General features: G+C 34.7%; 23 protein-coding genes. 17 read left to right on the top strand and 6 right to left on the bottom strand.

Features of this window, described 5'->3' with window-relative positions:
* Positions 1–5: 5 nt before the first annotated feature.
* The 10 genes from ACFFLS_RS23155 to ACFFLS_RS23200 all read left to right on the top strand — a co-directional run bounded on the left by ACFFLS_RS23155 (position 6) and on the right by ACFFLS_RS23200 (position 6054).
* Positions 6–776 carry an exonuclease domain-containing protein gene (locus ACFFLS_RS23155; protein ID WP_379683036.1) on the top strand — a complete coding sequence of 257 codons (771 nt, stop codon included), beginning with the start codon at positions 6–8 and terminating at the stop codon, positions 774–776.
* An 88-nt stretch (positions 777–864) separates the two neighbouring features.
* Positions 865–1476 carry a fumarylacetoacetate hydrolase family protein gene (locus tag ACFFLS_RS23160; protein ID WP_379683035.1) on the top strand — a complete coding sequence of 204 codons (612 nt, stop codon included), beginning with the start codon at positions 865–867 and terminating at the stop codon, positions 1474–1476.
* Positions 1476–1820, top strand: coding sequence for an Hpt domain-containing protein (locus tag ACFFLS_RS23165; protein WP_133524699.1), 345 nt, complete (start codon positions 1476–1478; stop codon positions 1818–1820). Before ACFFLS_RS23160 ends, ACFFLS_RS23165 begins: the two co-directional genes overlap by 1 nt.
* Positions 1821–2014: 194 nt before the next feature.
* Positions 2015–3268: a CinA family nicotinamide mononucleotide deamidase-related protein gene (locus ACFFLS_RS23170; RefSeq protein ID WP_379683034.1), complete on the top strand. Its 1254-nt coding sequence runs from the start codon at positions 2015–2017 to the stop codon at positions 3266–3268.
* Between the two features lie 71 nt (positions 3269–3339).
* Positions 3340–3576, top strand: coding sequence for a 50S ribosomal protein L28 (rpmB, locus tag ACFFLS_RS23175; RefSeq protein ID WP_008468080.1), 237 nt, complete (start codon positions 3340–3342; stop codon positions 3574–3576).
* A gap of 27 nt (positions 3577–3603) precedes the next feature.
* On the top strand, positions 3604–3786 hold the full coding sequence (rpmG, locus tag ACFFLS_RS23180; RefSeq protein ID WP_008253902.1) for a 50S ribosomal protein L33: 183 nt from the start codon (positions 3604–3606) through the stop codon (positions 3784–3786).
* A 73-nt stretch (positions 3787–3859) separates the two neighbouring features.
* A complete protein-coding gene (locus ACFFLS_RS23185; protein ID WP_008468081.1) occupies positions 3860–4012 on the top strand; it encodes a DUF4295 domain-containing protein in 153 nt (50 codons plus the stop codon).
* 274 nt (positions 4013–4286) lie between these two features.
* A complete protein-coding gene (ftsY, locus tag ACFFLS_RS23190; protein WP_379683033.1) occupies positions 4287–5240 on the top strand; it encodes a signal recognition particle-docking protein FtsY in 954 nt (317 codons plus the stop codon).
* 6 nt (positions 5241–5246) lie between these two features.
* Positions 5247–5429: a hypothetical protein gene (locus ACFFLS_RS23195; RefSeq protein ID WP_379683032.1), complete on the top strand. Its 183-nt coding sequence runs from the start codon at positions 5247–5249 to the stop codon at positions 5427–5429.
* Between the two features lie 25 nt (positions 5430–5454).
* Positions 5455–6054, top strand: a complete 600-nt coding sequence (locus ACFFLS_RS23200; protein WP_379683031.1) for a Zn-dependent protease — start codon at positions 5455–5457, stop codon at positions 6052–6054.
* Positions 6055–6067: 13 nt separating this feature from the next.
* On the opposite strand, the gene ACFFLS_RS23205 is transcribed toward ACFFLS_RS23200, so the two are convergent.
* Entirely contained in the window at positions 6068–7132 is a 1065-nt protein-coding gene (locus ACFFLS_RS23205) for a serine hydrolase domain-containing protein (protein WP_379683030.1), read from the bottom strand.
* A gap of 228 nt (positions 7133–7360) precedes the next feature.
* Here ACFFLS_RS23205 and ACFFLS_RS23210 point away from each other — a divergent pair, with 228 nt between their 5' ends.
* Positions 7361–7801 carry a lipocalin-like domain-containing protein gene (locus ACFFLS_RS23210; RefSeq protein WP_379683029.1) on the top strand — a complete coding sequence of 147 codons (441 nt, stop codon included), beginning with the start codon at positions 7361–7363 and terminating at the stop codon, positions 7799–7801.
* On the top strand, positions 7782–8078 hold the full coding sequence (locus tag ACFFLS_RS23215; RefSeq protein ID WP_135220851.1) for a DciA family protein: 297 nt from the start codon (positions 7782–7784) through the stop codon (positions 8076–8078). The genes ACFFLS_RS23210 and ACFFLS_RS23215 overlap by 20 nt, the downstream gene beginning before the upstream one ends.
* Positions 8079–8217: 139 nt before the next feature.
* Here ACFFLS_RS23215 and ACFFLS_RS23220 read toward each other — a convergent pair whose 3' ends face one another.
* From ACFFLS_RS23220 to bshC, 3 genes are all read right to left on the bottom strand, one after another.
* Positions 8218–8637 (bottom strand): nucleoside-diphosphate kinase, encoded by a 420-nt coding sequence (locus ACFFLS_RS23220; protein ID WP_223704072.1) that lies wholly within the window; start codon positions 8635–8637, stop codon positions 8218–8220.
* A 211-nt stretch (positions 8638–8848) separates the two neighbouring features.
* Entirely contained in the window at positions 8849–10120 is a 1272-nt protein-coding gene (locus ACFFLS_RS23225; RefSeq protein ID WP_379683028.1) for an acyltransferase family protein, read from the bottom strand.
* 193 nt (positions 10121–10313) lie between these two features.
* Positions 10314–11903, bottom strand: coding sequence for a bacillithiol biosynthesis cysteine-adding enzyme BshC (gene bshC, locus ACFFLS_RS23230; RefSeq protein ID WP_379683027.1), 1590 nt, complete (start codon positions 11901–11903; stop codon positions 10314–10316).
* A 338-nt stretch (positions 11904–12241) separates the two neighbouring features.
* On the opposite strand from bshC, the gene ACFFLS_RS23235 reads away from it, so the two are divergent.
* The 3 genes from ACFFLS_RS23235 (at position 12242) to ACFFLS_RS23245 (ending at position 14549) form a co-directional block, all read left to right on the top strand.
* Positions 12242–13519 carry an MFS transporter gene (locus ACFFLS_RS23235; protein WP_379683026.1) on the top strand — a complete coding sequence of 426 codons (1278 nt, stop codon included), beginning with the start codon at positions 12242–12244 and terminating at the stop codon, positions 13517–13519.
* A 117-nt stretch (positions 13520–13636) separates the two neighbouring features.
* Positions 13637–13891, top strand: a complete 255-nt coding sequence (locus tag ACFFLS_RS23240) for an autorepressor SdpR family transcription factor (RefSeq protein WP_379683025.1) — start codon at positions 13637–13639, stop codon at positions 13889–13891.
* A 4-nt stretch (positions 13892–13895) separates the two neighbouring features.
* Positions 13896–14549: an SdpI family protein gene (locus ACFFLS_RS23245; protein ID WP_379683024.1), complete on the top strand. Its 654-nt coding sequence runs from the start codon at positions 13896–13898 to the stop codon at positions 14547–14549.
* A 151-nt stretch (positions 14550–14700) separates the two neighbouring features.
* Here the strand turns inward: ACFFLS_RS23245 and ACFFLS_RS23250 are convergent, their stop codons facing one another.
* The gene (locus ACFFLS_RS23250; protein WP_379683023.1) at positions 14701–20292 is read right to left on the bottom strand and encodes a T9SS type B sorting domain-containing protein; all 5592 of its coding nucleotides are present in this window, start codon (positions 20290–20292) and stop codon (positions 14701–14703) included.
* A 135-nt stretch (positions 20293–20427) separates the two neighbouring features.
* On the opposite strand from ACFFLS_RS23250, the gene ACFFLS_RS23255 reads away from it, so the two are divergent.
* The gene (locus ACFFLS_RS23255) at positions 20428–22632 is read left to right on the top strand and encodes a B12-binding domain-containing radical SAM protein (protein WP_379683022.1); all 2205 of its coding nucleotides are present in this window, start codon (positions 20428–20430) and stop codon (positions 22630–22632) included.
* Here the strand turns inward: ACFFLS_RS23255 and ACFFLS_RS23260 are convergent, their stop codons facing one another.
* Entirely contained in the window at positions 22633–23397 is a 765-nt protein-coding gene (locus ACFFLS_RS23260; protein WP_379683021.1) for an MBL fold metallo-hydrolase, read from the bottom strand.
* Between the two features lie 94 nt (positions 23398–23491).
* Here ACFFLS_RS23260 and ACFFLS_RS23265 point away from each other — a divergent pair, with 94 nt between their 5' ends.
* Positions 23492–23797, top strand: a complete 306-nt coding sequence (locus tag ACFFLS_RS23265; RefSeq protein ID WP_379683020.1) for a GIY-YIG nuclease family protein — start codon at positions 23492–23494, stop codon at positions 23795–23797.
* Positions 23798–23886 lie beyond the last annotated feature (89 nt).

A 23886-nucleotide genomic window follows, 5' to 3' on the forward strand; every position in this document is an offset into this window, starting at 1 on the left:
TAGAAATGGAATTAAAACTAAACAAGCCAATTTGCTTTTTTGATCTCGAAACAACGGGAATTGATATCGGTAAAGATAGAATCGTAGAAATTTCAATATTCAAAGTTTTTCCTAACGGAAACAAAGAAAGTAAAACATGGTTGGTTAACCCGACAATTCCAATTCCACCACAGACAACTGCTGTTCATGGTATCACAGACGAAAAAGTGGCTGGTGAACCCACTTTTGCAGAACTGGCTTCTCATATTCACAATATGATTAAAGACAGTGATTTGGGCGGATTCAATTCTGATCGTTTTGATATTCCCCTGCTGGCAGAAGAACTTTTGCGCGCAGGAGTAGATTTTGATATGAAAAACAAGGTTTCTGTAGATGTTCAGACTATATTCCATAAAATGGAAGAGCGTACTCTAAGTGCGGCTTTGAAATTTTACTGTGGCAAAAGTCTAGAAAACGCACACTCTGCAGAGGCAGATACAATGGCAACTTATGAAATCCTTAAAGCGCAATTAGATCGTTATCCAGAATTGGAAAATGATGTTAAAGCGCTGTCTGAATTTACAACACGTAAAAAAATCGCCGATTTTGCTGGAATGATTGCTTTTGATCAAGACGGAGAAGAGATTTTTACTTTTGGAAAGCATAAAGGAGCAAAAGTTGAAAAGGTTTTAGAAACAGAACCAGGCTATTTCAGCTGGATTCAAAATGCAGACTTTCCTTTGTACACTAAGAAAGTCTTGACTGCTATAAAATTGAGAAAATTAAACACAAAATAAAGTATTCAGTGTTCAGGTTTTTAGTGTTCGGTCCTTGAATGCTAAGTTTTGCTGAACACTAAAAAACTGAAAACTGAACACTAATGTAATGAAGATTATCTGTGTCGGCAGGAATTATGCCAATCATATTGAAGAATTAAAAAATGAACGCCCGACTGAACCGGTTGTTTTTATGAAACCTGATTCTGCAGTTTTGCTTAAGCAGCATCCGTTTGTTATTCCTGAATTTTCGGAAGATGTTCATCATGAAATAGAAATTATTGTAAAAGTCAATAAAGTTGGAAAATACATCGAGCCTAAATTTGCTCATAAATATTATGACGAAATCAGTGTTGGAATTGATTTTACAGCAAGAGATCTTCAGAGTAAACTGAAAGAAAAAGGGCTTCCGTGGGAAAAAGCAAAAGCTTTTGACGGTTCGGCGGTTATTGGTGATTTTTTGCCAAAAAGTGATTTTGTTTCTATGGAAAATATTAATTTTGAACTCAAAAATAATGGAGAAACAGTTCAGAAAGGCAATTCTGAGATGATGCTTTGGAAGATTGATGAGCTTATTTCGTATGTTTCGCAGTTTTTTACCTTAAAAATTGGTGATATAATTTTTACAGGAACTCCAGAAGGAGTGGCGGCCGTAAAACCAAATGATGTTTTGGAAGGCTTTTTAGAAGATAAAAAATTATTTAGAATACAAGTAAAATAATGGCTTTAAAATACAACCTTTCGAAAGTCTATGCGCTTTCAGATAATGATCCTGAGTTTGTAAACGAAATTCTTAAATTGTTTGTTACAGAGGTTCCTGAAGATTTAAAACAAATCAAAGAAGGGATTAAGAAAAAAGATCATAAATACGCCTATTCTTATGCTCATAAAATAAAACCGACATTAGATTTGATGGGTTTAAATGTGGCTTTTGAGGAAATTCTTCAGGTAGAGGCATGGACAAAAGCCGAAGGAAAGAAAAAAGATATAATAGAAACTTTTAAAAGTATTAAGATACAAGTTAAAGAAGCAATCAAAGAAATAAAAAAAGACTTTGATTTATAAATTACAGTCACAAACCCAATTTAAGAACTTTATGCTAAGTTGTAAATTGGGTTTGTTTTTTGTTTCTATCCTACGCTACATCTTACAAGTTTAAGATTTTTGAAGCTAATGTCGCAATGCTTCAAATGTAGAATCAGGCAAAACTTCTTTTTAGTAATAACTTGCCGAGTGGTAAGTAAAAAAAATCAACAATTATGAAAGCAGCAATCGTTACAATCGGAGACGAAATCCTGATTGGGCAAATCGTCGATACAAATTCGGCTTTTATGGCCAAAGCTCTTGACAGAATAGGGGTTGAGGTAACCGAAATGCTGTCAATCAGCGATGATAAAAAACATATTTTAGATACATTTGCACATTTTCAAAATAAAGTAGAGGTCGTAATTATCACAGGAGGTCTTGGTCCGACCAAAGATGATGTTACTAAAAAAACATTCTGCGAATATTTTGATGATGAGTTGGTGGTGAATCAGGAAGTTCTGGCTCATGTAACAGAATTGATTGAAGGTTTTTACAAAAGACCCATTTCGCAGCTCAACAAAGACCAGGCTTTGGTTCCGTCAACCTGTACCGTTCTGCCAAACAAGGTTGGAACAGCTCCGGGCATGTGGATGAAAAAAGAAAATACGGTTTTTATCTCGCTTCCGGGAGTTCCGTATGAAATGAAATATCTTGTAGAAGAAGAAATCATTCCGAAAATTGTCCGCGAATACAAACGTCCATATATTATTCATAAAACCATTTTGACTTACGGTCAAGGCGAAAGTTTAGTTGCAGAACGTATTGAGTATTGGGAAAATAACCTTCCAGAATTTATAAAACTAGCTTATCTGCCAAATCCGGGGCGTGTGCGTTTGAGAATGACGGCGCGAGGTACAGATAGAGAACTTCTGGAGAAAGCAATTGAAGAAAATGTACAGTCGTTAGATGCTATAATTCACGATATTATTGTCGGATACGACGAAAACGAAACTTTAGAAACCGTAGTTGGAAAATTGCTTGCTAAAGAGAATGCGACAATTTCGACAGCAGAAAGTTTTACAGGCGGAAAAGTGGCGTCATTGCTGTCTGCCGTACCGGGTTCTTCGGCTTATTTTAAAGGAAGTGTTGTTTCGTATGCGACCGAAGCCAAGATAAATGTGCTCGGAGTTCCGGAAGATATAGTAAACAAATTTTCTGTAGTAAGTGCCGAAGTAGCAGAGTCTATGGCTTTGAATGTGAAAAACTTACTAAAAACAGACTACGCCATAGCAACCACGGGCAATGCAGGTCCTTCAAAAGGTGATTCTGATGCCGAAATAGGTACTGTTTTTATCGCTTTAGCAACACCAAACGGGGTGTTTGCAGAAGAATTTAACTTCGGACAACCGCGTGAGAAAGTGATAGATAGGGCAACAGTTAAGAGTTTGGAAATACTGCAGAAAGAAATTTTAAAAATTGTGCAATAATTTTTTGCTACAATGGTTTATTTTTCTTTTCTTTGCACCCTGATTTTGAATAACGATAAAAGATAAGTATAATGTCAAGAGTTTGTGACCTTACAGGTAAAAGAGCGATGGTAGGAAATAACGTTTCTCACGCTATGAACAAAACTAAGAGAAAGTTTTCTGTAAACTTAGTTAAAAAGCGTTTTTATCTTCCAGAAGAAGATAGATGGATTACTCTTAGAGTAGCAGCATCTACGATAAAAACAATTAATAAAAATGGAATCACTGCTGTTTTGAAAAAAGCGCAGTCAGAAGGATTTATCAAATAATCTTTTCCTAAATAAATATATAGCAAGATGGCAAAGAAAGGTAATAGAATCCAAGTAATTTTAGAATGTACTGAGCACAAAACTTCTGGTGTTCCAGGAACTTCTAGATATATTACAACTAAGAACAAAAAAAATACTCCAGACAGATTAGAGATTAAAAAATTTAATCCAATCTTAAAAAGAGTAACTGTTCACAAAGAAATTAAGTAATAATTAGAGATTTTGATAAAATCTCAAATGGTTTTTCATTTGAAGATTTATTGAATTTCAAAACATTTGAATCATGGCAAAGAAAACCGTAGCATCGTTACAAACATCTTCTAAGAGATTATCAAAAGCCATCAAAATGGTAAAATCTCCTAAAACTGGTGCATATACATTCGTAGAATCTATTATGGCTCCTGAAGAAGTTGATGAATTCTTGAAAAAGAAATAATTACAATCACAGTATATAGAAAAGCTACTTTCTTGCGGAAGTAGCTTTTTTATTACCTATATTTGTCTAAATTTTGAAAGAAGCACAACAAAAAAGCTTCTTTTGAACATTTTTTCCCGCTATCCGCTATATCTTTTCCTGCCTAAAGGAGGCAGAAAAAGGATATCGCTCCTATCGGGGCTAAAAACAAACAATGCGCTTTTTTTAAGCATTCGGATTATCAAGAGAAAAAAATATCTTGGAGTTCAAAGAAAAAACTAACAATCTATATAAAATGAGTTTTTTTAAAAAATTATTCTCTACTGATAAAAAAGAGACATTAGACAAAGGTCTTGAAAAAACGAAAACTACTTTTTTCTCTAAGCTGAGCAAAGCTGTTGCAGGAAAATCTAAAGTCGATGACGATGTTTTGGATGATCTTGAAGAAGTTTTGGTAGCTTCTGATGTTGGTGTAAATACAACATTAAAAATCATTCAGCGAATTGAGAAAAGAGTTGCCGAAGACAAATATTTAGGAACCGATGAGCTAAATCAGATTCTTCGTGATGAAATTGGTGCTTTATTGTCTGAAACTAATACAGGTGAAGCAACAGAATTTGAAATTCCAAAAGACAAAAAACCTTATGTTTTAATGGTTGTGGGAGTAAATGGAGTAGGAAAGACAACTACTATCGGAAAACTCGCTTATCAGTTTAAAAAAGCAGGACATAAAGTGGTTTTAGGAGCCGCAGATACTTTCCGTGCTGCTGCAATTGATCAATTGCAAGTTTGGGCAGACCGCGTAAATGTGCCAATCGTAAGGCAACAAATGGGAAGCGACCCTGCTTCTGTAGCTTTTGATACATTGCAATCAGCTGTTGCTCAGGATGCGGATGTTGTAATTATAGATACTGCTGGGCGTCTTCATAACAAAATCAACTTGATGAATGAGCTAACCAAAGTAAAACGTGTAATGCAGAAAGTTGTTGCTGATGCTCCTCATGACGTGCTTTTGGTTTTAGATGGTTCTACAGGTCAGAATGCTTTTGAACAAGCAAAACAGTTTACAGCAGCGACAGAAGTGACTTCGCTTGCGGTAACTAAATTGGACGGAACTGCAAAAGGCGGTGTAGTAATTGGTATTTCAGACCAGTTTCAAATTCCAGTTAAATATATTGGTGTTGGCGAAGGAATCGAAGATTTGCAAGTCTTTAATAAATATGAATTCGTTGACAGTTTCTTTAAATAAATTATAATGAGTCTTGAATCTTTGAAAAATATATCTGCCGTGGCTTTTTATTTTGCCAGTGTGATATGTTTTGTTTTGGCAAATGTGTTGAAAGATAGTAATCTTTCAGTTTACTATATTTTGATGGTTGCCGGAATTATTTTGTTCTTTTTAGGAGTTCTTAAAAGAGCAAATGCGAATAAAAAATAATTGATTTAGTTCGTTTTTAGCAAATATGAAATACGGTATTTTCATTCTGTTGTTTAGTTTGTGCAGTTGCATAAATAAGCGAGATAATGAAAATACTGTAAAAAGTCAAAAGGTTGTGGTGATACAGCCTTTAGGTGATTTTGAACTTAAACAATCTCAAAAAGTCCTTACCGAAATAAAAACAATTAACCCTAATGTTGTTTTAAGGCAAAACATAGATTTTCCTGAAAATTCATTTTACAAACCGCGTAATAGGTATCGAGCTGATAGTATTATTAAAAATCTTAAAAATAATATCGGTAGTGATTCTGTTATTGTGGGTTTGTCGCATTTTGATATAAGTACAACAAAAAACAATATCAAAGACTGGGGTGTTATGGGTTTAGGTTATATGCCTGGAAAAGCCTGCGTTGTTTCCGATTTTAGATTGTCTAAAAAATACAGAAATAGCCAGTTTTATAAATTGGTTTTACATGAACTAGGTCATACAGCAGGTTTGCCACATTGCAAAATAAAAACGTGTTTAATGCGTGATGCGGAAGGCGGAAACCCGCTGAATGAAGAGAAAGACTTCTGCAAAAACTGCAAAATCTTTTTAAAAGCTAAAGGATGGCAGTTGATTTAAACTGCGTTCCTGTTTATTGATATAAAGCATTGATCTTTTCCCATAAAACTTTATCAAAATCAGAAAGTGCCAAGTTAGCATTGTCAGCGGCATCTCCCATTCTGATGATAACCATTTTTTTGCTTGGAATAACATATATTTTCTGATCGTTTTTTCCTAATGCCATAAACATATCGCTAGGTCCGGTTGGAATCACGCTTCCTTGAAATGTTAACTGAGATTGCGGTAAATGATAACTCCCTTTTCCGTTTAGCCACCATAAGTAACCGTATCCTAAATTGATGTTTTGAGAAGTTGTGGTTGCTTCGTTAAAAAAGGCTTCATTTAGGATTGTATTGTTTTCCCATTTTCCTTTGTTCAGCATTAATAAACCAAAACGTGCCATGCTTCTAGTATTGCTTGCATAGACGCTGTTTACGCCAAGCTGTATCCAAGCACCGTTCATGCCTATTTTATCTCTTAATTTGGCATTAAAATACGTTTCCCAGGATTGTCCGCTTGCTTTTTCCACAACATCCTGAAGTTTTACATAGACATTATGATAGGCCCATCGACTTCCTGCATCGGCTTTGTAGATTAAATCTTCTGGGTCAACATCATCTGTGCTGTCATCAAGTCCAGAAGTCATGGTCAAGAGGTGCTTGCAGGTAATCAGGTTTTCTTTGGCGAGTGTTTCGCTTGTCCATCCAGTTCCCAAATATTGTGAAACTTTGTTATTTATATTCAGTAAATTTTCTTGTTGTGCAATTCCGGTAACAGTAGAAGTCAATGTTTTGCCAGCGCTTGCCCAATACCAGTTTGTAGTCGCGGTGTGATTGTTAAAGTAGTTCTCTAGAACGATTCTTCCGTTTATAAGAATTATGAAAGATTTGGAGTTTTTGAGTTCCAGGTAGTCTAAAAGTGGCTGTACTGCAGATTGTTTCCAACCTAAATCGGTTACTGTTTTGGTTTCCCATGTTGTGCCTGTTATGGGCGGAAAATACATGCTTTCTTCTGTTGTTGGGCTTTCTTCTTTTGAATCGTTGCTGCAGCTGATAAAACTTAAGATTAGCAATGCTTTGAAAATAGTTTTGGTCATGTTTTGTTTTTTGGTTTTGGGGTTTGACCAAAAATATAGAAAATAGTTTAATGTGTTTCTTTATTTTTATTTCTTTTGATGATTATAAGACTATCTTTGTAGTTCGAGAAAAATCTTTTGAAAACTGGAACCCTAGCCCTGATGGAAGCGGTATCCTTTTGTGGCGGGGTTCGGCACAAAAGATATAGCGTACAGCAGGTATCAGCTCCTTAATGTTATTATTTTTTTATGAAAAACGCTTTTGTGATTTTGGTTTTGTCGCTCTTGTTTTTGAGTTGCAAACAGGAAATTAAGCCGGCAGATATTGCCAAATTAAACGGTTACTGGGAAATTGAAAAAGTTGTAATGGAGAAGGGCGAGAAGAAGGATTATAAGATGAACGAAACTTTTGACTTTTTTGAGATTAAAAATAATAAAGGAATTCGAACGAAAGTTGCGCCACAATTCGACGGTACGTTTTTGACAACGGATACTTTTGAAAATGTTTCGGTTCGTTTTGCAGGAGAACAGGTTTTCTTAGACTATAAAACAGATTATGCAAAGTGGAGTGAAGAAATTATTTCGCTTTCGGATGATAAAATGGTCGTTAAGAATCCGCAAAAAATAGAATATCATTATAAGAAAGCAGGACCAATAAATCTTCTAAAAGATGGCAAAGAGACTAAATAACGAATCGACGATAAGTGCTGTGTTGCAACAGATTATTCAGGTAAATAAATTGCAACCCGGAATGGATCAGATTGATGTACGTGATGCATGGAAAAATCTTATGGGAAGTGGCGTGAACACTTATACCCGTAATGTTGTCTTAAAAGGAAGCACGCTTTATGTTGAACTGGGTTCTTCTGTTCTTCGTGAGGAATTAAGCCACGGAAAATATAAAATTGTAAAAATGATTAATGAAGAGCTGGGGCGCGAGGTTGTAAAGGATGTTGTGCTTCGCTAATTTTAGATTTTAGATTTTAGATTTTAGATTTTAGATTTTAGATTTTTCTATATAAAAAAACCATTCGTTATGCGAATGGTTTTTTATTTATCATCTTTAAGTTCAGTAATCTGAAATCTAAAATCTACAATCTAAAATGTTAGAATTGCTCTCTTCCTGCGAAGTGGAATGCACCTTCGATAGCTGCATTTTCGTCACTATCAGATCCGTGTACTGCATTTTCTCCGATAGAAGTAGCATATGCTTTACGAATAGTTCCTTCAGCAGCTTCAGCTGGATTTGTAGCTCCAATCAAAGTTCTGAAATCTTCTACCGCGTTTTCTTTTTCTAAAATTGCGGCAACAATTGGTCCGCGAGACATGAATTCTACTAATTCTCCGTAGAAAGGTCTTTCTGCGTGAACTGCGTAAAATGCTTTTGCATCTGCTACAGTTAATTGAGTTAATTTTAATGAAACGATTTTGAAACCTCCATTAGTAATCATTGCTAAGATATTCCCGATGTGTCCGTTTGCAACAGCATCTGGTTTAATCATTGTAAAAGTTCTATTTGTTGCCATTTTTTATTTATTAAATTTTGTGCAAAAGTAGACTTTTTTTGTGAATTGATTTTAATAAATTCATAATTAAAACACTGTAGAATGATGTTTTTGTACAATAAAAGCTTTTTTAAATCATAATATATAGAGAATGCATTGCTATGTGTCTAACACAATGTGGATAAAATAATAAAGATGCAGTGCGGTGCGTCTCTACATAAAGAATGAAATCTTAAACTTTGAATATTAATTTGTTTCTGTAGAAAACCCATAAAATAAAGGTCCATATGGCTACGTAAACCAATGCTCCGGCCAGCGATGCAGTCATCGGATTGCTGAAAAATGGCGCAATCCAGAAGCTGTACAAATAACTTAGTAAGTTGATTTTTTCTGAAGAATTATGCGGATTTTGAAATTCAATCATCACCAGAGCCTGCGGAATAATCTGTGAAGCAAAGAATACAATCATTGGGTTTACGCCCCAAATAACAAATAACTTGAAAGCTTTTTTGTACTCGGCAATGTCAATTAAATAATATAGGATTGTGAAAAATACAGTAGCCAATCCTGTCGTGTACAAAACATAACTGCTAGTCCAAAGTGATTTATTAATTGGGAAAACCAAGTCCCACATTAATCCAAAAAAAATAAGCAAAGTTCCGGCTATACCCATTTTCTGTGCTTTTAGAATTTTTGAGCTATCGCGTTGTAAAATCTGCCCGATTAAAAGACCAATGATTCCGTTAACAATAGAAGGGATGGTGCTTAAAATTCCTTCAGGATCCCAAGTTACAGTTCCTTGATACATATGTCCTTTTAGTAAAACGCTGTCAATCCAAGCTGATAGATTGGTTCCTTTTTCGAGATTCGCTTCTCCGATGCCAGGAACTGGAATTAAGGTCATGATTGCCCAGTAGCCCAACAATAAAACAACTCCAGTTATGATTTGCGTTTTTTGTGAAGTTTTTAAATAAAGTAGCGAAACCACAAAATATACAATCGCAATTCTTTGTAAGACTCCAGGAAGACGCACATCTTGATAGGCTTCAATACCGCTGTAAGCCAAAAAGAGATAGATTAGCAGTATGGACCAGGCAAGGATATTTTTTAGCTTTAAATTAAAATCGCCCATTAAGGCATAACCTACGGCAAAAGTTAGGATTAATCTTCCGGTCAACAACGGAATTCCGTCTAATCCAAATAATTGAGTTTTTTCGAAAAAGTTGAAGAAAATCCCAAGACAAAGCATTCGAAGGGAACGAACCAGAATCTTATTGAAGGTGCTGTTGTCATAATGTTTTTCGGGCATGGCGAGCGGAATAGCAACTCCCATTATAAAAACAAAAAAAGGAAAAACCAAGTCTGTTGGAGTGCAACCGTTCCAATCGGCGTGAAGTAAAGGCGGGTAGACATTGCCCCAGTCTCCGGGATTGTTGACGATCGTCATTAATAAAATAGTGAGTCCACGAAAGACATCTAGCGAAATTAAGCGTTCTTTTACCATTGGTTTTGGTTAAAAAGGTTAGTTAATAATTTTAAAAATCGCTATTTGGTTTATGTAACAATAATTTAGAGAAGAGGCGGTTATTTGGTTCTCGTCAATTATGTTTTGTTTTTTTTGCCACGAATTGCACGAATTTTTAATTGCAAGGTGCCAAATGTAATTCGTGAAAATTTTGCAATTCGTGGCAAATTATTTAAATTGTTATAATGTTAAAATTCATTTCTAAAGGTTTTAGTTTTTGTAGTAAAAGCGGTACCAGCTGTTCGCCTTTTTCTAAATAAAATTCGGAAAAATTGGCCTGACGTTCCTGTAAACTTTGGTTCGGAAAAAGTTCACATTGAAGGTCTGTGATGCGTTGCAATTGGTCTTGTAACTTTCTTTTTTGTGCTTTTAATAAACGTTTTTCAAGATTTTCTAATCCCTTTTTTTGTTTTACTTCCTGAGCTTTTACAGCTCCAGAAAATGATTTGTCGGTTTGTTCTGCCAATTCAAAAAGATATTTGAACTGATTTTCAAGGGCTTCTTTTTGTGTTGTTAAATCAATCGGAAATGGTGAAAGTTTATGTGTCACAGAATTGACTAAATTTTCGGGTTTCGAAAATAAATCTTTCCAGCTTAAATCTAAATTATCTGCTTTTTTTGTTTGTTTTTCGGTTGCTAAAAGAACAGAATTGCGAACTAAAAGCATTGGAAAAGTGATGTTTACAGCGTCAAAAAACGCTTTCAATTCTAACCAATAAGCAATTTCGCCACCTCCTCCGATATAACATAGATTCGGTAAAATGATTTCCTGATATAGCGGTCGCATGATTACATTCGGGCTGAATTTCTCAGGATGATTTTCTAGTTCATTAAAAATCTGTTCTTTAGAAAATGAGATTTTCGTATGATTTACATAGTATTTGTCATTTTCAAAGATGATTCTTTCGCGTAATTTATCTTCAATATAAAATAAATTAATCTCACGCGGATTTACCTGTACGCTATATTCGTCTAATTTTTTAATTGTTTCCTGAACTGCTTTATAAGAAGTTTGGTTTTCTAATTCTTCTTTTGCAAACGGAACAAATGCACGTTTTAAATCGGCATCATCGGCATCAATAATGACTAATCCATAAGAAGCAAATAAGCTGTTGGCTAAAAAACGTGTGGCATCTGCAAGATTATCATGTTTTAAATAAGAGTCTTCAAAAAGCTTTTTTAACGTATTGGCATTGGTGCTTGACCCCAGTTCTTTTGAATAAATTTCGAAAAATTCTTCAAGTCCTTTAGTAGAAAGCCTTCCTACGGGACCTGTACTTTCTGTATTCCAACGGAATTTTTTCCCTCTAAAATTAAAGTAATTTATTTCTTCAAAATCATGATCCTCTGTAGCCATCCAATAAATTGGAACGAAATTATAAGAAGGATATTTAGACTTTAATTCTTTGGTTAAATTAATCGTCGAAATGATTTTATATAAGAAATACAACGGTCCGCTGAATAAATTCAACTGATGTCCGGTTGTGATCGTAAAGGTGTTTTCGAGTGCTAAGAGCTCAATATGCTGTTTTGTTGAATCTGAAATTTCAATATTTGCATATTGTTTTTTTAAGGTATCAACCAAAGTAATCCGATTGGCTGAATCAAAATTGGATTGTTTTTCTGCAATTTGTTTTTCAAAGTTTTCCAGAGTTGGAAAATGATTGTACAGCGGTTTTAATTCTGATTTCTGATCTAAATAATCTTGCATTAATTTAGAGAAATATCCTGAAGTTTGATAGCTGATACAGTCGGTAGGCATAATTTTAGGTTTATTTTTGACAGCTGTAAATTTAATGAAAATATACTCTTAAAAACGGTTTTAACGAATGCTTAAGATTTGTTTTTTGTTGAGTGATTAAAGGCTTAAATATCAGTAATTTGATTTTTGATGTTTGGAGCTGAAATTGATTGTCTAAAATTATGTTTTTTAAATAACTGATTTGTGTTTTTTGTTAAAATTTTGAGAGTATGTCAAAACTCTTATTTGTAAATGTGTGTTTTTAATAATGAAACTCTATTTTTGCAACGAAATGTTTTTTATGAGAAATGACTTCGCTCATTTTTTGCAAGACATTAAAGAAAAAATATCAGAAATAAATGAAAACAACTTCTAATCAAAAGAACTCACTAAAGCATGTTCTTTTTGGCAGCTTAATTGGAACCACAATTGAATTTTTTGACTTTTATATTTATGCCAATGCAGCGGTGTTAGTTTTTCCGCAGTTGTTTTTTCCGAGTTCTAATCCGACAATGGCAACTTTAGAATCTTTGGCAACTTTCTCAATAGCATTTTTATCACGTCCGTTAGGCTCTGCTTTTTTTGGACATTATGGAGATAAAATTGGTCGAAAATTTACTTTAGTTGCGGCTTTATTGACCATGGGAATTTCGACAGTAACAATCGGATTTTTGCCGAGTTATGAAAGCATTGGTTTCGCGGCTCCTTTACTTTTGATGCTTTGCAGATTTGGACAAGGTGTAGGCTTAGGAGGCGAATGGGGCGGAGCAGTATTGCTGGCAATAGAAAATGCACCACCAAATAAACGTGCTTGGTACGGAATGTTTCCGCAATTAGGCGCTCCAATCGGATTACTACTTTCGGGAGGAACTTTTCTTTTATTGACAGATTCGATGTCAAATCAAGATTTTATGGATTACGGCTGGAGAATTCCGTTTATTGCCAGTTCGTTATTGGTTGTAGTTGGTTTTTATATCAGAACTAAAATTACGGAAACGCCTTCATTCGAAAATTCTAAAAAAGAAAAAGAAGAAGTAGAAGTTCCGTTTTTAACCATAGTAAAATCATATAAAAACCAGTTGATTTTTGGAACACTAGCGGCAATTACAACATTTTTGGTTTTTTATCTAATGACGGTATTTACCTTAAGCTGGGCAACATCAGATTTAGGAATCGTAAAAAGAGACGGATTGTTGATACAATTATTTTCGGTATTGTTTTTTGCCCTTTTTATTCCAGTTTCAGCTGTCGTAGCAGATAAAATAGGTCGCCGTAAAATGCTCATTGCAGCAACAGCAACCATTGGTATTTTTGGATTTTTCTTTTCTTATTTTTTAACTGAAGGAAATATTACTTTGGTTACCATTTTTGCCTGTATCGGAATGAGCTTAATGGGATTCACTTACGGGCCATTAGGAACTTTTTTGTCTGAATTGTTTCCTACGAATGTTCGTTATTCTGGAGCTTCGTTAACTTTTAATTTGGCAGGAATTCTAGGAGCGGCTTTTGCGCCCTTAATTGCGATTTGGTTAGCTTCAACATATAGTGTTAGCTATGTAGGTCTGTATTTAGTTACAGCCGCATTGATATCCTTAATTTCATTTTTGGTTATTAGCAAAGACGAACATAAGTTTTAAATATTTTATTTTGAAAATTTTATTTTGAAAATTTTAAAAGCAGTAATGTAAAAAATTACTGCTTTTTTTTTGTTTCCTAAATAAGTATTTAGATATTTGTCTAAATATTTAAATATTATGAATGAAATTTTTAAGGCTTTGAATGATGCCACAAGAAGAGAAATTCTGGACCTTTTGAAGGAAAAAGATAGATCAGCAGGCGAAATTGCTGATGCTTTTTCTATTTCAAAGCCTAGTATTTCGCATCATTTGGATATTCTTAAAAGAGCCGATTTAATTACGTCTGAAAAAAACGGACAATTCATCATATATTCCATCAATACCACTATAATGGAAGATGTTTTGCAATGGATACTAACCTTTAAACAATAATATTATGAATGTAGAATTAAAAAAAGAACTTCCTATTATTGGAATTGTTTTGATTCCTTTTGTTTACCTGGCTCTTATTTGGAATAGCCTGCCAGAAAGAGTTCCTATTCACTGGAATTCAGATGGAGAAATAGACAATTGGGGAAGTAAATTTACTTTAATCGCTATGTTGTTTATGCTTCCCGTTTTAACATATGTGATTATGTCTGTTGTTTCAAAAATTGATCCAAAAAAGAAAATGCCATTAATGGGAGGAAAATTATTTCAGCTTAAATTTTTCTTAGTTCTTTTTATGTCACTTCTCGCTTTAGTGATAGTCTACATGACTAAAACCCAATCTTCCAGTCCAAGTTTTGTTTTTGTGTTGATAGGTTTTTTGTTTACGTTTTTTGGTAATTATTTTAAAGTAATTCAGCCTAATTACTTCATAGGAATCAGGACACCTTGGACTTTAGAAAATCAAGAAGTTTGGAAATTAACCCATGTTTTTGCTGGTAAGCTTTGGTTTATTGCCGGGTTTTTAATCATTGCAGGAAGCTTTATTATTGATAGTTCTATTTTTATTGTGGTATTTCTAGGGATTGTTTTTACGATTTCAATCGTTCCGGTAATTTATTCGTATTTGAAATATAAAAGATTAAAAAACGAAAATATATAAAACCGATGATAAAAGTGATTCTTGTTCTAATGCTATTATTAAAACAGCATTTTAGTTCACGCTAAAAATAATTGCTGTTAATTTTAAATAAAAAAGGTTCGTAAAATGATATTTACGAACCTTTTCTGTTAATGCTAATTGTTTGGTTTTATTATCGTTTCAGACTAAAATGAGCTCTAAATTCAGCTCCGTTTAATCGGGTGACCACAAACCAATAATCTGATGAAGGCGCGAGGTGGCTGAGATAAGTTCCGTCCCAAGAGGTATTAGGGACTAGTTCTTTTATTAGTTTTCCGTATCGGTCATATATTCTGATTGGTGTATTTGGTGCTAAATAAGCAAAATCAATAGTCCAGTAATCATTATAGCTGTCACCATTTGGCGTAAAGAATTTTGGATAGGGAAGTTCTTCTACAAAGTTGATGCATTCTACAGTTGTAGCTTCAAATATCTGAATGTCTACAGGAAATCTTAAACTTTCGCAACCATTAATGGTTTGAGAAGCATAATAAATCATTCCATTTTCTAATAGAGTCGAAGCGGCTAGGTTAATTCCTCCAGAAGGTTCAGTATACCACTTGATATCTTGACCATTAATTTTAATTTTTGCTATAGTTGCATTTTGCTGAATACAAAATTTTTGAGGAGATTCAGCAATTGGAAATGGTGTGTCTTGAATCTTTACAGTTATCGCAAATCTTTTACTTTCACATCCGTTTATGGTTTGAGTTCCGTAATAAATTCCATCTTCTAATAAAGTTGTATCAGTTAGAAGATTTCCATTTACTGCAGCGTCGTACCATTTTAGACTGGCCCCTGAAACAGCAAGATTTTTAATAAGGGCATTGTCATCAATACAAAAAGTCTGAACTGTTGAACCTGTCGGCATTGCTGGAAAATTTGTAAACGGAATAATTACTGTTTTAGAAGCCTCAGAAATGCATCCGTCAGCATTTTTAACTTTTATGTAGTAATCTCCAGGATTTAAAAATTCCGAGACTTGTACAGTTTTCCATGTTACTCCATTATCAAAACTATAGGCTGAAGCTATACTCGTTATGTTAATTTTTCCTTGTGGATTCGAACAGTCAGGTTGGATAACAACCGTTGTTGGTGCATTAGGATAATCCGTCGGAGCTTCTATTTTTATTGTTACTGAAACTGATTCGCAGCCAGCGCTGTTTTTGGTTTTTATGAAATAGGTACCAGCTGCCAGTTTTTCAGATTTTGGGTTTGTGGTCCAAGTTTTTCCTGCATCAAAACTATAACCCGATTCTAAAGAAGTGATTTCGATTGTTCCAAAAGGATTCGAGCAAGTAGTTGGCTGTACCACAATAGTTTCTGGTGTTTTTGGAGCGCTTGGAGGAAGGTCTATAATAGCTTTTGCAGCTTCAGAAATACATTCGCTTCCAATTTCTTTTGTGCGAATATAATAGGTACCAGGAGTTAGTGCTGTCGAAGTCTGGTTTTTGACCCAGGTTAAACCATTATCAAAACTGTATGCAGCTTTTGAAGCATTTACAGATATTGAGCCACTTGATTCGCAACCTGAAGGCTGTTTAACAGTAATTTGAGGAGCTGGCGGAACTGGAATTTGTGAACTTGTTTTAATGCAAAGTGGCTCAGAAATACATCCTTCACTGTTTTTGATTCTAAGGCAGTATTCTGTATTTGCGTTTAAATTAGTAGCAACTGGGTTTGTAGACCATGTTACGCCATTGTCAAAGCTATAAGCTTCAGCAACAGTTTCAATTTTAAGTACAATACCTGTTGCAGATCCGCTTGCACATAAAGGTTCGCTTACAGCATAATTCGTAATTTTATAAGTTGTAAACGGAATAATTTTTACCAATGCACTTTCCGAAATACAGCCTTTGTCATTTTTGATTTTAACCAAATAATCTCCAGGCTGTAAATTGTTTTTAGACTTTTCAGACTGCCAGGTCAAACCGTTATCAAAACTATAAGCCGAAGCGAGCGTAGTAACAGTAATGCTTCCAGTTGGAGTAATGCAGGTAGGCTGAATAGTCCCAAAGGTTGGAGCTTCCGTAATATTCTTTGAATTTAGCACTACAATGTTTGCTTCGGAAGGACAGCTTGAAGAGTATTCTTTAACTTTTACGGCATATGTTCCAGCTTCTAGAGGCCCTGAATTTGGATTTGTTTTCCATGTAAGTCCATTATCAAAACTATAAGAAGCTGCGCTGGTAGTAACAGTGATACTTCCGTCTTTGACACCACAATTGCTAGGCATTACTGTAGTAACATTTGGTTTTGGCGAAATGTAAAACGGACTGCTGACATAAACGTACTGGCTGTTTGATTCGCAACCTTTATTGTTCTTAATTTTGATATAAGTATAATTAGAACTCGGATTTAAAAGTACAGGATTTGTGGTCCAGGTATTTCCGTTATCAAAACTGTAAAAATCTGCAGTTGTTGTTATGGTTATTTTTCCTTTGCTCTCGCAAGTTGGCTGTACAACATCATAATTAGGATAATCAAGATAGAAAGCCTGCATGTAAGCGTACTGATTATTTGAAACGCATCCTAATTTATTTTTAATCATTATGTAATAATAACCAGCCTTTAAGTTGGATGCCACCGAATTTGTCGTCCAAGTATTTCCACCATCAAAACTATACTGATCTGCAGGTGTGGTTATAGCAATAACACCGCCTTTGCCACATGAAGGCTGTTCTACTGTAAATTCAGGATTGTCTATATAGAAAGGTGGGACGTAAATATACAAAGGACTTGAAGTACAGCCTAAATTATTTTTTATTAAAATATAATAATAGCTTCCTGGTTTTGGACTAGAAAGAATAGGATTGGTTGTCCATGTACTTCCATTATCAAAGCTATAATAATCTGAGGGAGTTGTAATGGTTATGTTTCCTGCAACGCCACAAGATGGTTGTAAGAAGGTGTAGCTTGGATTGTCTAGGAAAAAAGGTTTTATAAAAATGTATTGGTACTCAGAAGTACATCCTAGTTTATTTTTAATTTTGATGTAGTAATAAGAATTCGGAGTTAGATTAGAAAATACAGGATTTGTTGTCCACGTACTTCCGTTATCAATACTGTAAAAATCTGCTACAGTTTCTATAGTTATACTTCCCTTAATACCGCAAGATGGCTGGACTACAGTAAACGCCGGATTATCCAAATAAAATGGTCTTATGGAAACGGGCATATAGTTAGAAATACAGCCAGCACTGTTTTTTATTCTGATATTGTAATAACTGTTTGGAGGCAAATCGGAAATAGTTGGATTCGTGGTCCAAGTATTTCCGCTATCAAAACTGTAAAAATCTGATTTGGTTGTAATCGTTATACTGGCATTTTTTTCGCAGGTTGCCAGTGTTAATTCATAATTAGGATTGGCTAGATAGTTAGAATCCAAATAAATATCTGCTATATTAGATTCACAGCCTAAATTGTTTTTGATTTTAATATAATAATAACCGCTTTTCAAGTTTGTTTTTATCGGATTTGTCGTCCAAGTATAACCACCGTCAAAACTATAAAGGTCTGATTTAGTTGTTATTTCGATGCTTCCGATATTACCGCAATACGGATTTACCGCTACATAGGAAGGTTTCGGCAGATAAAAATGATCTAGATTTACATAATGATAAGTAGAAGAAGTACAACCAATTTCATTTTTAATCATTATGTAATAAGTTCCGGCTTTTAAATTTGTTGCTGTCGGATTTGTTGTCCAATTATTTCCATTATCGAAACTATAAGCAGTTGCAGGTGTTGTGATGGTGATGCTGCCTCCAATTTCGCAGGTTGGTTTTGTAAATGTAAAAGCTGGATTGGGAAGATAGAAATAATCAAGATATACATATTGGGGATAGGATATACAGCCCAATTCGTTTCTGCATACAATTTGATAATTTCCTGGAAGAAGATCTGAAGCAACTGGGTCGGTTGACCATGTTTTACCTCCATCAAAACTATATTCATAGGCTTCTGAAGTGATTGTAATAGTTCCTCCAGTTCCACAGATTGGCTGTACTTTGGTATATGCTGGATAAAATTTTAGATAGTACTGCTCAAGATTTGCATATGCAGCATTCGATTGGCAACCATTATTATTTTTAATTTTGATTAAATAAGAACCCGCTTTTAAATCTGTTGCAACAGGATCAGTTGTCCAAGTTGTTCCATTGTCAAAACTGTATTGATCGGCAGTTGTGGTTACGGTTATCTGGCCTCCTTTTCCGCAACTTGGCTGTACAATTTTAAACACAGGATTATTTAAGTATACTCTGTTTATAACTGCATACTGAGCGCTAGACTGACAGCTTACCGCATCTTTAATTTTTACTTGATAGTTTCCAGGCTCTAAATCACTTGCAGTTGCATTTGTGGTCCATGTCACTCCATTATCAAAACTGTAAGATACTGCATTTGGAGCATTTACTGTTATAGAGCCTTTTCCGTCGCAAGTTGTAGGCTGTACTATGGTTAGGTTTGAATTGGCTAATAATTGGGGAGCAACAATGTTAACTCCAGTGGCAGATGAAATGCAACCGCTTAAAGTTTTTATTTTAACATAATAACTTCCTACAGCTAACAATTCTTTATTAGGACTCGACTGCCAAGTTTTCCCATTATCAAAACTATATTCTGCAGCCGGAGTTGTAATTTTTATAGAACCCGTTGTAACAACACAATTTGGCTGAACACTTGTTACAGCAGGACCTGGAATCGTATTGTTTATCGTAACTTTTGTGCTTACAAAACAACTGCCTTTATCTGTTACTTTTACAGAATACTGACCCAAACTGGTTACGAAAGAAGGGACTTTATACGTTTCATCTGTGGCTCCAACAATTGCAATTCCGTTTTGGTACCATTGAAAAGTTTTTTCGCTGCTTAAAGGTTTGGTAATTTCTGCTTTTAGAACTAAATTTTCTTCGCAAAAGAAACCTTGCTGGCTAATATTTACACCGAAGGCGGCAGATGTGTTAAGCAGCAAGTTATCAAACAAAAAATAAGGATTTCCGTTTGTTCTTACGAGGTAAGATGCCGGCAGGACTTTGGGAGCGCCCAGCATAATTGCATTTACGTCAAAATTAGTTTTAAATGTAATGGTCAATTCTCCCCATTTTGACAGTGGTGTATAAGTTGCTTTGCCAATTTCGACCCATGTTGGATCAGCGGTATCAGGGCTGTTGTAAGTGTTTAGAGGAAGGTTTTGACCATTTGCGCATCCGTATATAGTGATGTCAACTGGCTCTAAAAGAGAAATATCTTTTCCTGTAAATTCACCACTTCCGTTTTCAAAATAAGCGGCGACATTAAAAGTTAGCTGATAACTGGTTTCGGCTTTCAAAGGAGACAATAAAGTAGCTCCTAAATACTCTTTCCAGTCTTGTATAAATAATGCAGATGCAATTCCGTCTCCATCAGGAAATGTGTCTAAACCTAATTCTGTAATTCCTTTTGCAACAAATCCGCACTTATTATGATAATCGGTTGTAGCAGAGGTTGCTTGAATCCATGGAGTTGCATGATACAGCTCAGAAAAAGATTTCGGACATCCTGTTTTTGTCTCAAAAGAGGGATTCGGAATAATAGAATTTATAGCAGACTGATTACAGGCACAATCGCTATCATTTAAATCGATTAGTCCGTCACCATCATCATCTATACCATTGTTACAGTTTTCCTGCGAATAACAAATAACGGAAAATAATAAAAATAAAAAGAGTAATTTTTGTTTCATAAGGGTTTGGTCGGTTATAACAAATGTAATTAAATAATTACTAAAAAATAGTAAAACATACAAAACGATGTAGAGCCCAATCTTTTACTTAAAAGTCTGCAAATAACCCGTACTTTTGCAAAAAAATAATTCCCTTTGAAAACGAAACTTTTTGTAATCACACCGCCATTTACCCAACTGAATACTCCGTATCCGGCAACGGCCTATATAAAAGGTTTTTTAAACACTAAGAATGTCGAATCGGTTCAGGCTGATTTGGGTATTGATGTGATCTTAGAATTGTTTTCGAAGAAAGGATTGATTGATTTGTTTGAAGTTTCAAGTTTCAGGTTTCAAGATTCTGGTTCTGATGTTTCGGATAACTCAAAACGTATTTTTGCGTTACAGGAAGAGTACATCAAAACGATCAATCCTGTAATTCAGTTTTTGCAAGGAAAAAATCCAACGTTGGCTTTACAAATTTGTCAGGAAGATTTTCTGCCAGAAGCTTCACGTTTTGCACAATTAGAAGAACTCGATTGGGCTTTTGGAACAATGGGAACTCAGGACAAAGCCAAACATTTGGCAACGTTATATCTCGAAGATATTTCAGATTTTATTGTAGAATGTATCGATGAAAATTTTGGCTTCAGCCGATATGCCGAGCGCTTAGGAAGAAGTGCTAATTCTTTTGATGAATTATACGCAGAACTTCAAAAACAGCCAACGTATATTGATTCGATTTTGATTACGCTTTTAAAAGCAAAAATTGAAGCGGTAAAACCAACTTTATTTTTAATTTCGGTTCCGTTTCCAGGAAATTTGTACAGTGCTTTTCGTTCGGCGCAATGGGTAAAACAAAATCATCCCGAAATTAAAATTTCAATGGGGGGCGGTTTCCCAAATACCGAGTTGCGTTCGCTTTCGGATAAACGTGTTTTTGAATTTTTTGATTTTATTACTTTGGATGATGGCGAAGTTCCAATTGAAGAATTAATATCCAATTTAGAAAATCCAGAGTATAATTCATTCAAAAGAACTTTTCTTTTAGAAAACGGAGAAGTGATTTATAAAAATAATTCCCTGAAACACGATTACAAACAATCGCAGGTTGGAACTCCGGATTATTCCGATTTGCCTTTGGATAAATATATTTCGGTTATCGAAATCGTCAATCCGATGCATCGAATGTGGAGTGACGGACGTTGGAATAAACTCACAATGGCGCACGGCTGTTATTGGGGAAAATGTACTTTTTGTGATATTTCTCTTGATTATATAAAAGTTTACGAACCTGTTGCGGCAAGTCTTCTGTGCGATCGTATGGAAGAATTGATGGATCAGACCGGACAAAACGGATTCCATTTTGTTGATGAAGCTGCGCCTCCCGCTTTAATGCGCGCTTTGGCTCTTGAAATTTTAAAACGCAAATTGGCTGTAACCTGGTGGACAAACATTCGCTTTGAGAAAAGTTTTTCTAAAGATTTATGCCTGCTTTTAAAGGCTTCAGGATGTATTGCAGTTTCAGGCGGTTTAGAAGTGGCTTCAGATCGATTACTGAAATTAATTGATAAAGGGGTAACTGTAGAACAAGTTGCAAAAGTGACACGAAATTTTACCGAAGCCGGAATAATGGTTCATGCGTATTTGATGTACGGATATCCGACACAGACTATTCAGGAAACGGTAGATAGTTTAGAAATGGTTCGTCAGTTGTTTGAAGCTGGAGTTTTACAATCTGGATTCTGGCACCAGTTTGCTTTGACGGCTCATAGTCCGGTTGGATTGTATCCAGAACAATTTGGGGTAACCAAAAAAACAGAAAAAATCGGAACTTTTGCCAACAATGATATTGAATACAGCGATTCAACAGGAATTAATCATGACAAATTTAGTTTCGGATTGAAGAAATCACTTTTTAATTTTATGCACGGAATCTGTTTTGATTATGAATTACAGGATTGGTTCGACTTTAAAATTCCGAAAACCAAAATTCATCCGGATTTTATTTTTAATGCTCTTCAAGAACAAAATGATTTCAATACAAAGCCAAACGCAAAAGTAGTATGGCTTGGGGGAAAACCAGCGACAGAAATTTTCACTAAATCAAAAAAAGGAAGAAGCTGGGAAACAATGTCGCTTACTTTCCACGACAAAAAGGAACGTTTTGTTATTCAGACCAATAAAGAAGAAGGCCAATGGTTGCTTTCAATTTTATCAAAAATAACGGTTTCAAATAGCAAGAGCTTTACTTTTCAGGAAGTGAAAAATGATTTTGAAACTGAATTAGAAGATTTTGAATTATTCTGGTATTCAAAACCAATCAATACCTTGCGAGAATTTGGATTATTGGTTTTATAATTAATATTCAACACATTCGCCATCATTTGGAACAGCCGTTTTTCCTAAAAGACCATTATCTGACAATGCTGTTTTTAACTGTAATCTTGTAGTTGGGCAATGATTTAAGGCTTCTAAATGATTTGCAAAAACTTTTCCGGGAGCAAGTGCGGTAAATTTCAAAATTTCGTCCATTCGCATCAATAAAGGTTGTCCAAAATCTAATCGGGCGGTACCGCAGGCTACGATTGAAATATCAGGTTTAAATTCTGTTAGAACTTTCTCGACATGTTCTGTAAAAATAGTGTCAGAACTTACGTAAATCGATTTTTCGTCATCCAGTTCGATGTAAAATCCCATTACATTTCCCATTAGTTTGGCAATAAATCCATAACCGTGAACAGCTGGAATTCCAGTTATTTTTCCGTCTAAAAATTTTTGTGGTTCCCAATAATCCAAAGTCTGAACCACAGTAAGGCCTCTTTGAATCAACGCTTTTTCATCTTTCGAACTGCAAATTACAGAAACGTTGTTGCGTCTTAAAAAAACTTCGCCTGCTTTGTCGATATGATCAGGATGAAGATGCGTAATCAGACAGTGCGTGACTTTGCTTAAAATTTCCCTGCTGTTTTTTGGCAGTGCCACAAGCGGATTTCGTTTAGGTTTGTATCTGAAAATCGTAAAAGGCGGAATTGTTTTTCTTTTGCCTAACATTGGGTCAACTAAAATGATATGCTTTTCTGTTTCAATAACCAAAGTGGCATTTCGCAAGTGATGTAATTTCATATCGGGGAAAATTAGATATTAAAAATACAAAGTTTTTCAAAATTAATTTACAGATTTTTCTTTATTTTTAACATTGTTGTTATTATTTAAGGCTATGTATTTACAAGAAGGTTTTCATACCTATTTTATTTATATTTTGACAAATAAAGCGAAATCTGTTTTTTATGTTGGAGTTACTAATGATTTAAGGAAGAGATTAATGGAGCATAAAGACAATATTTTGCTAGAAAACAAGACTTTTGCTTCGAAATATAATGTAGAGTTTTTATTATACTATGAAAAATTTACTTGGATTCAGGAAGCAATTGCAAGAGAAAAAGAAATCAAAGGCTGGAGGAGAGAAAAGAAAATAGCACTTATAAAAACAATTAATCCCGATTTGGAATTTTTGGATTACTAATAGTAAGAACAAAGTATTTCAAGTTTATTTTGTCATTCCGACGAAGGAGGAATCTCCGTAAGAAGCTCGCCAAAGATTAGAATAACTTT

This window comes from Flavobacterium procerum, from assembly GCF_042431625.1.
Lineage (GTDB): Bacteria > Bacteroidota > Bacteroidia > Flavobacteriales > Flavobacteriaceae > Flavobacterium > Flavobacterium procerum.

What these genes read in the sequence shown, in the direction of transcription:
- ACFFLS_RS23155 (WP_379683036.1), top strand. Translation starts at nt 6, where the DNA reads ATGGAATTAAAACTAAACAAGCCAATTTGCTTTTTTGATCTCGAAACA.
- ACFFLS_RS23160 (WP_379683035.1), top strand. Translation starts at nt 865, where the DNA reads ATGAAGATTATCTGTGTCGGCAGGAATTATGCCAATCATATTGAAGAA.
- ACFFLS_RS23165 (WP_133524699.1), top strand. Translation starts at nt 1,476, where the DNA reads ATGGCTTTAAAATACAACCTTTCGAAAGTCTATGCGCTTTCAGATAAT.
- ACFFLS_RS23170 (WP_379683034.1), top strand. Translation starts at nt 2,015, where the DNA reads ATGAAAGCAGCAATCGTTACAATCGGAGACGAAATCCTGATTGGGCAA.
- rpmB (WP_008468080.1), top strand. Translation starts at nt 3,340, where the DNA reads ATGTCAAGAGTTTGTGACCTTACAGGTAAAAGAGCGATGGTAGGAAAT.
- rpmG (WP_008253902.1), top strand. Translation starts at nt 3,604, where the DNA reads ATGGCAAAGAAAGGTAATAGAATCCAAGTAATTTTAGAATGTACTGAG.
- ACFFLS_RS23185 (WP_008468081.1), top strand. Translation starts at nt 3,860, where the DNA reads ATGGCAAAGAAAACCGTAGCATCGTTACAAACATCTTCTAAGAGATTA.
- ftsY (WP_379683033.1), top strand. Translation starts at nt 4,287, where the DNA reads ATGAGTTTTTTTAAAAAATTATTCTCTACTGATAAAAAAGAGACATTA.
- ACFFLS_RS23195 (WP_379683032.1), top strand. Translation starts at nt 5,247, where the DNA reads ATGAGTCTTGAATCTTTGAAAAATATATCTGCCGTGGCTTTTTATTTT.
- ACFFLS_RS23200 (WP_379683031.1), top strand. Translation starts at nt 5,455, where the DNA reads ATGAAATACGGTATTTTCATTCTGTTGTTTAGTTTGTGCAGTTGCATA.
- ACFFLS_RS23205 (WP_379683030.1), bottom strand. Translation starts at nt 7,132, where the DNA reads ATGACCAAAACTATTTTCAAAGCATTGCTAATCTTAAGTTTTATCAGC.
- ACFFLS_RS23210 (WP_379683029.1), top strand. Translation starts at nt 7,361, where the DNA reads ATGAAAAACGCTTTTGTGATTTTGGTTTTGTCGCTCTTGTTTTTGAGT.
- ACFFLS_RS23215 (WP_135220851.1), top strand. Translation starts at nt 7,782, where the DNA reads ATGGCAAAGAGACTAAATAACGAATCGACGATAAGTGCTGTGTTGCAA.
- ACFFLS_RS23220 (WP_223704072.1), bottom strand. Translation starts at nt 8,637, where the DNA reads ATGGCAACAAATAGAACTTTTACAATGATTAAACCAGATGCTGTTGCA.
- ACFFLS_RS23225 (WP_379683028.1), bottom strand. Translation starts at nt 10,120, where the DNA reads ATGGTAAAAGAACGCTTAATTTCGCTAGATGTCTTTCGTGGACTCACT.
- bshC (WP_379683027.1), bottom strand. Translation starts at nt 11,903, where the DNA reads ATGCCTACCGACTGTATCAGCTATCAAACTTCAGGATATTTCTCTAAA.
- ACFFLS_RS23235 (WP_379683026.1), top strand. Translation starts at nt 12,242, where the DNA reads ATGAAAACAACTTCTAATCAAAAGAACTCACTAAAGCATGTTCTTTTT.
- ACFFLS_RS23240 (WP_379683025.1), top strand. Translation starts at nt 13,637, where the DNA reads ATGAATGAAATTTTTAAGGCTTTGAATGATGCCACAAGAAGAGAAATT.
- ACFFLS_RS23245 (WP_379683024.1), top strand. Translation starts at nt 13,896, where the DNA reads ATGAATGTAGAATTAAAAAAAGAACTTCCTATTATTGGAATTGTTTTG.
- ACFFLS_RS23250 (WP_379683023.1), bottom strand. Translation starts at nt 20,292, where the DNA reads ATGAAACAAAAATTACTCTTTTTATTTTTATTATTTTCCGTTATTTGT.
- ACFFLS_RS23260 (WP_379683021.1), bottom strand. Translation starts at nt 23,397, where the DNA reads ATGAAATTACATCACTTGCGAAATGCCACTTTGGTTATTGAAACAGAA.
- ACFFLS_RS23265 (WP_379683020.1), top strand. Translation starts at nt 23,492, where the DNA reads ATGTATTTACAAGAAGGTTTTCATACCTATTTTATTTATATTTTGACA.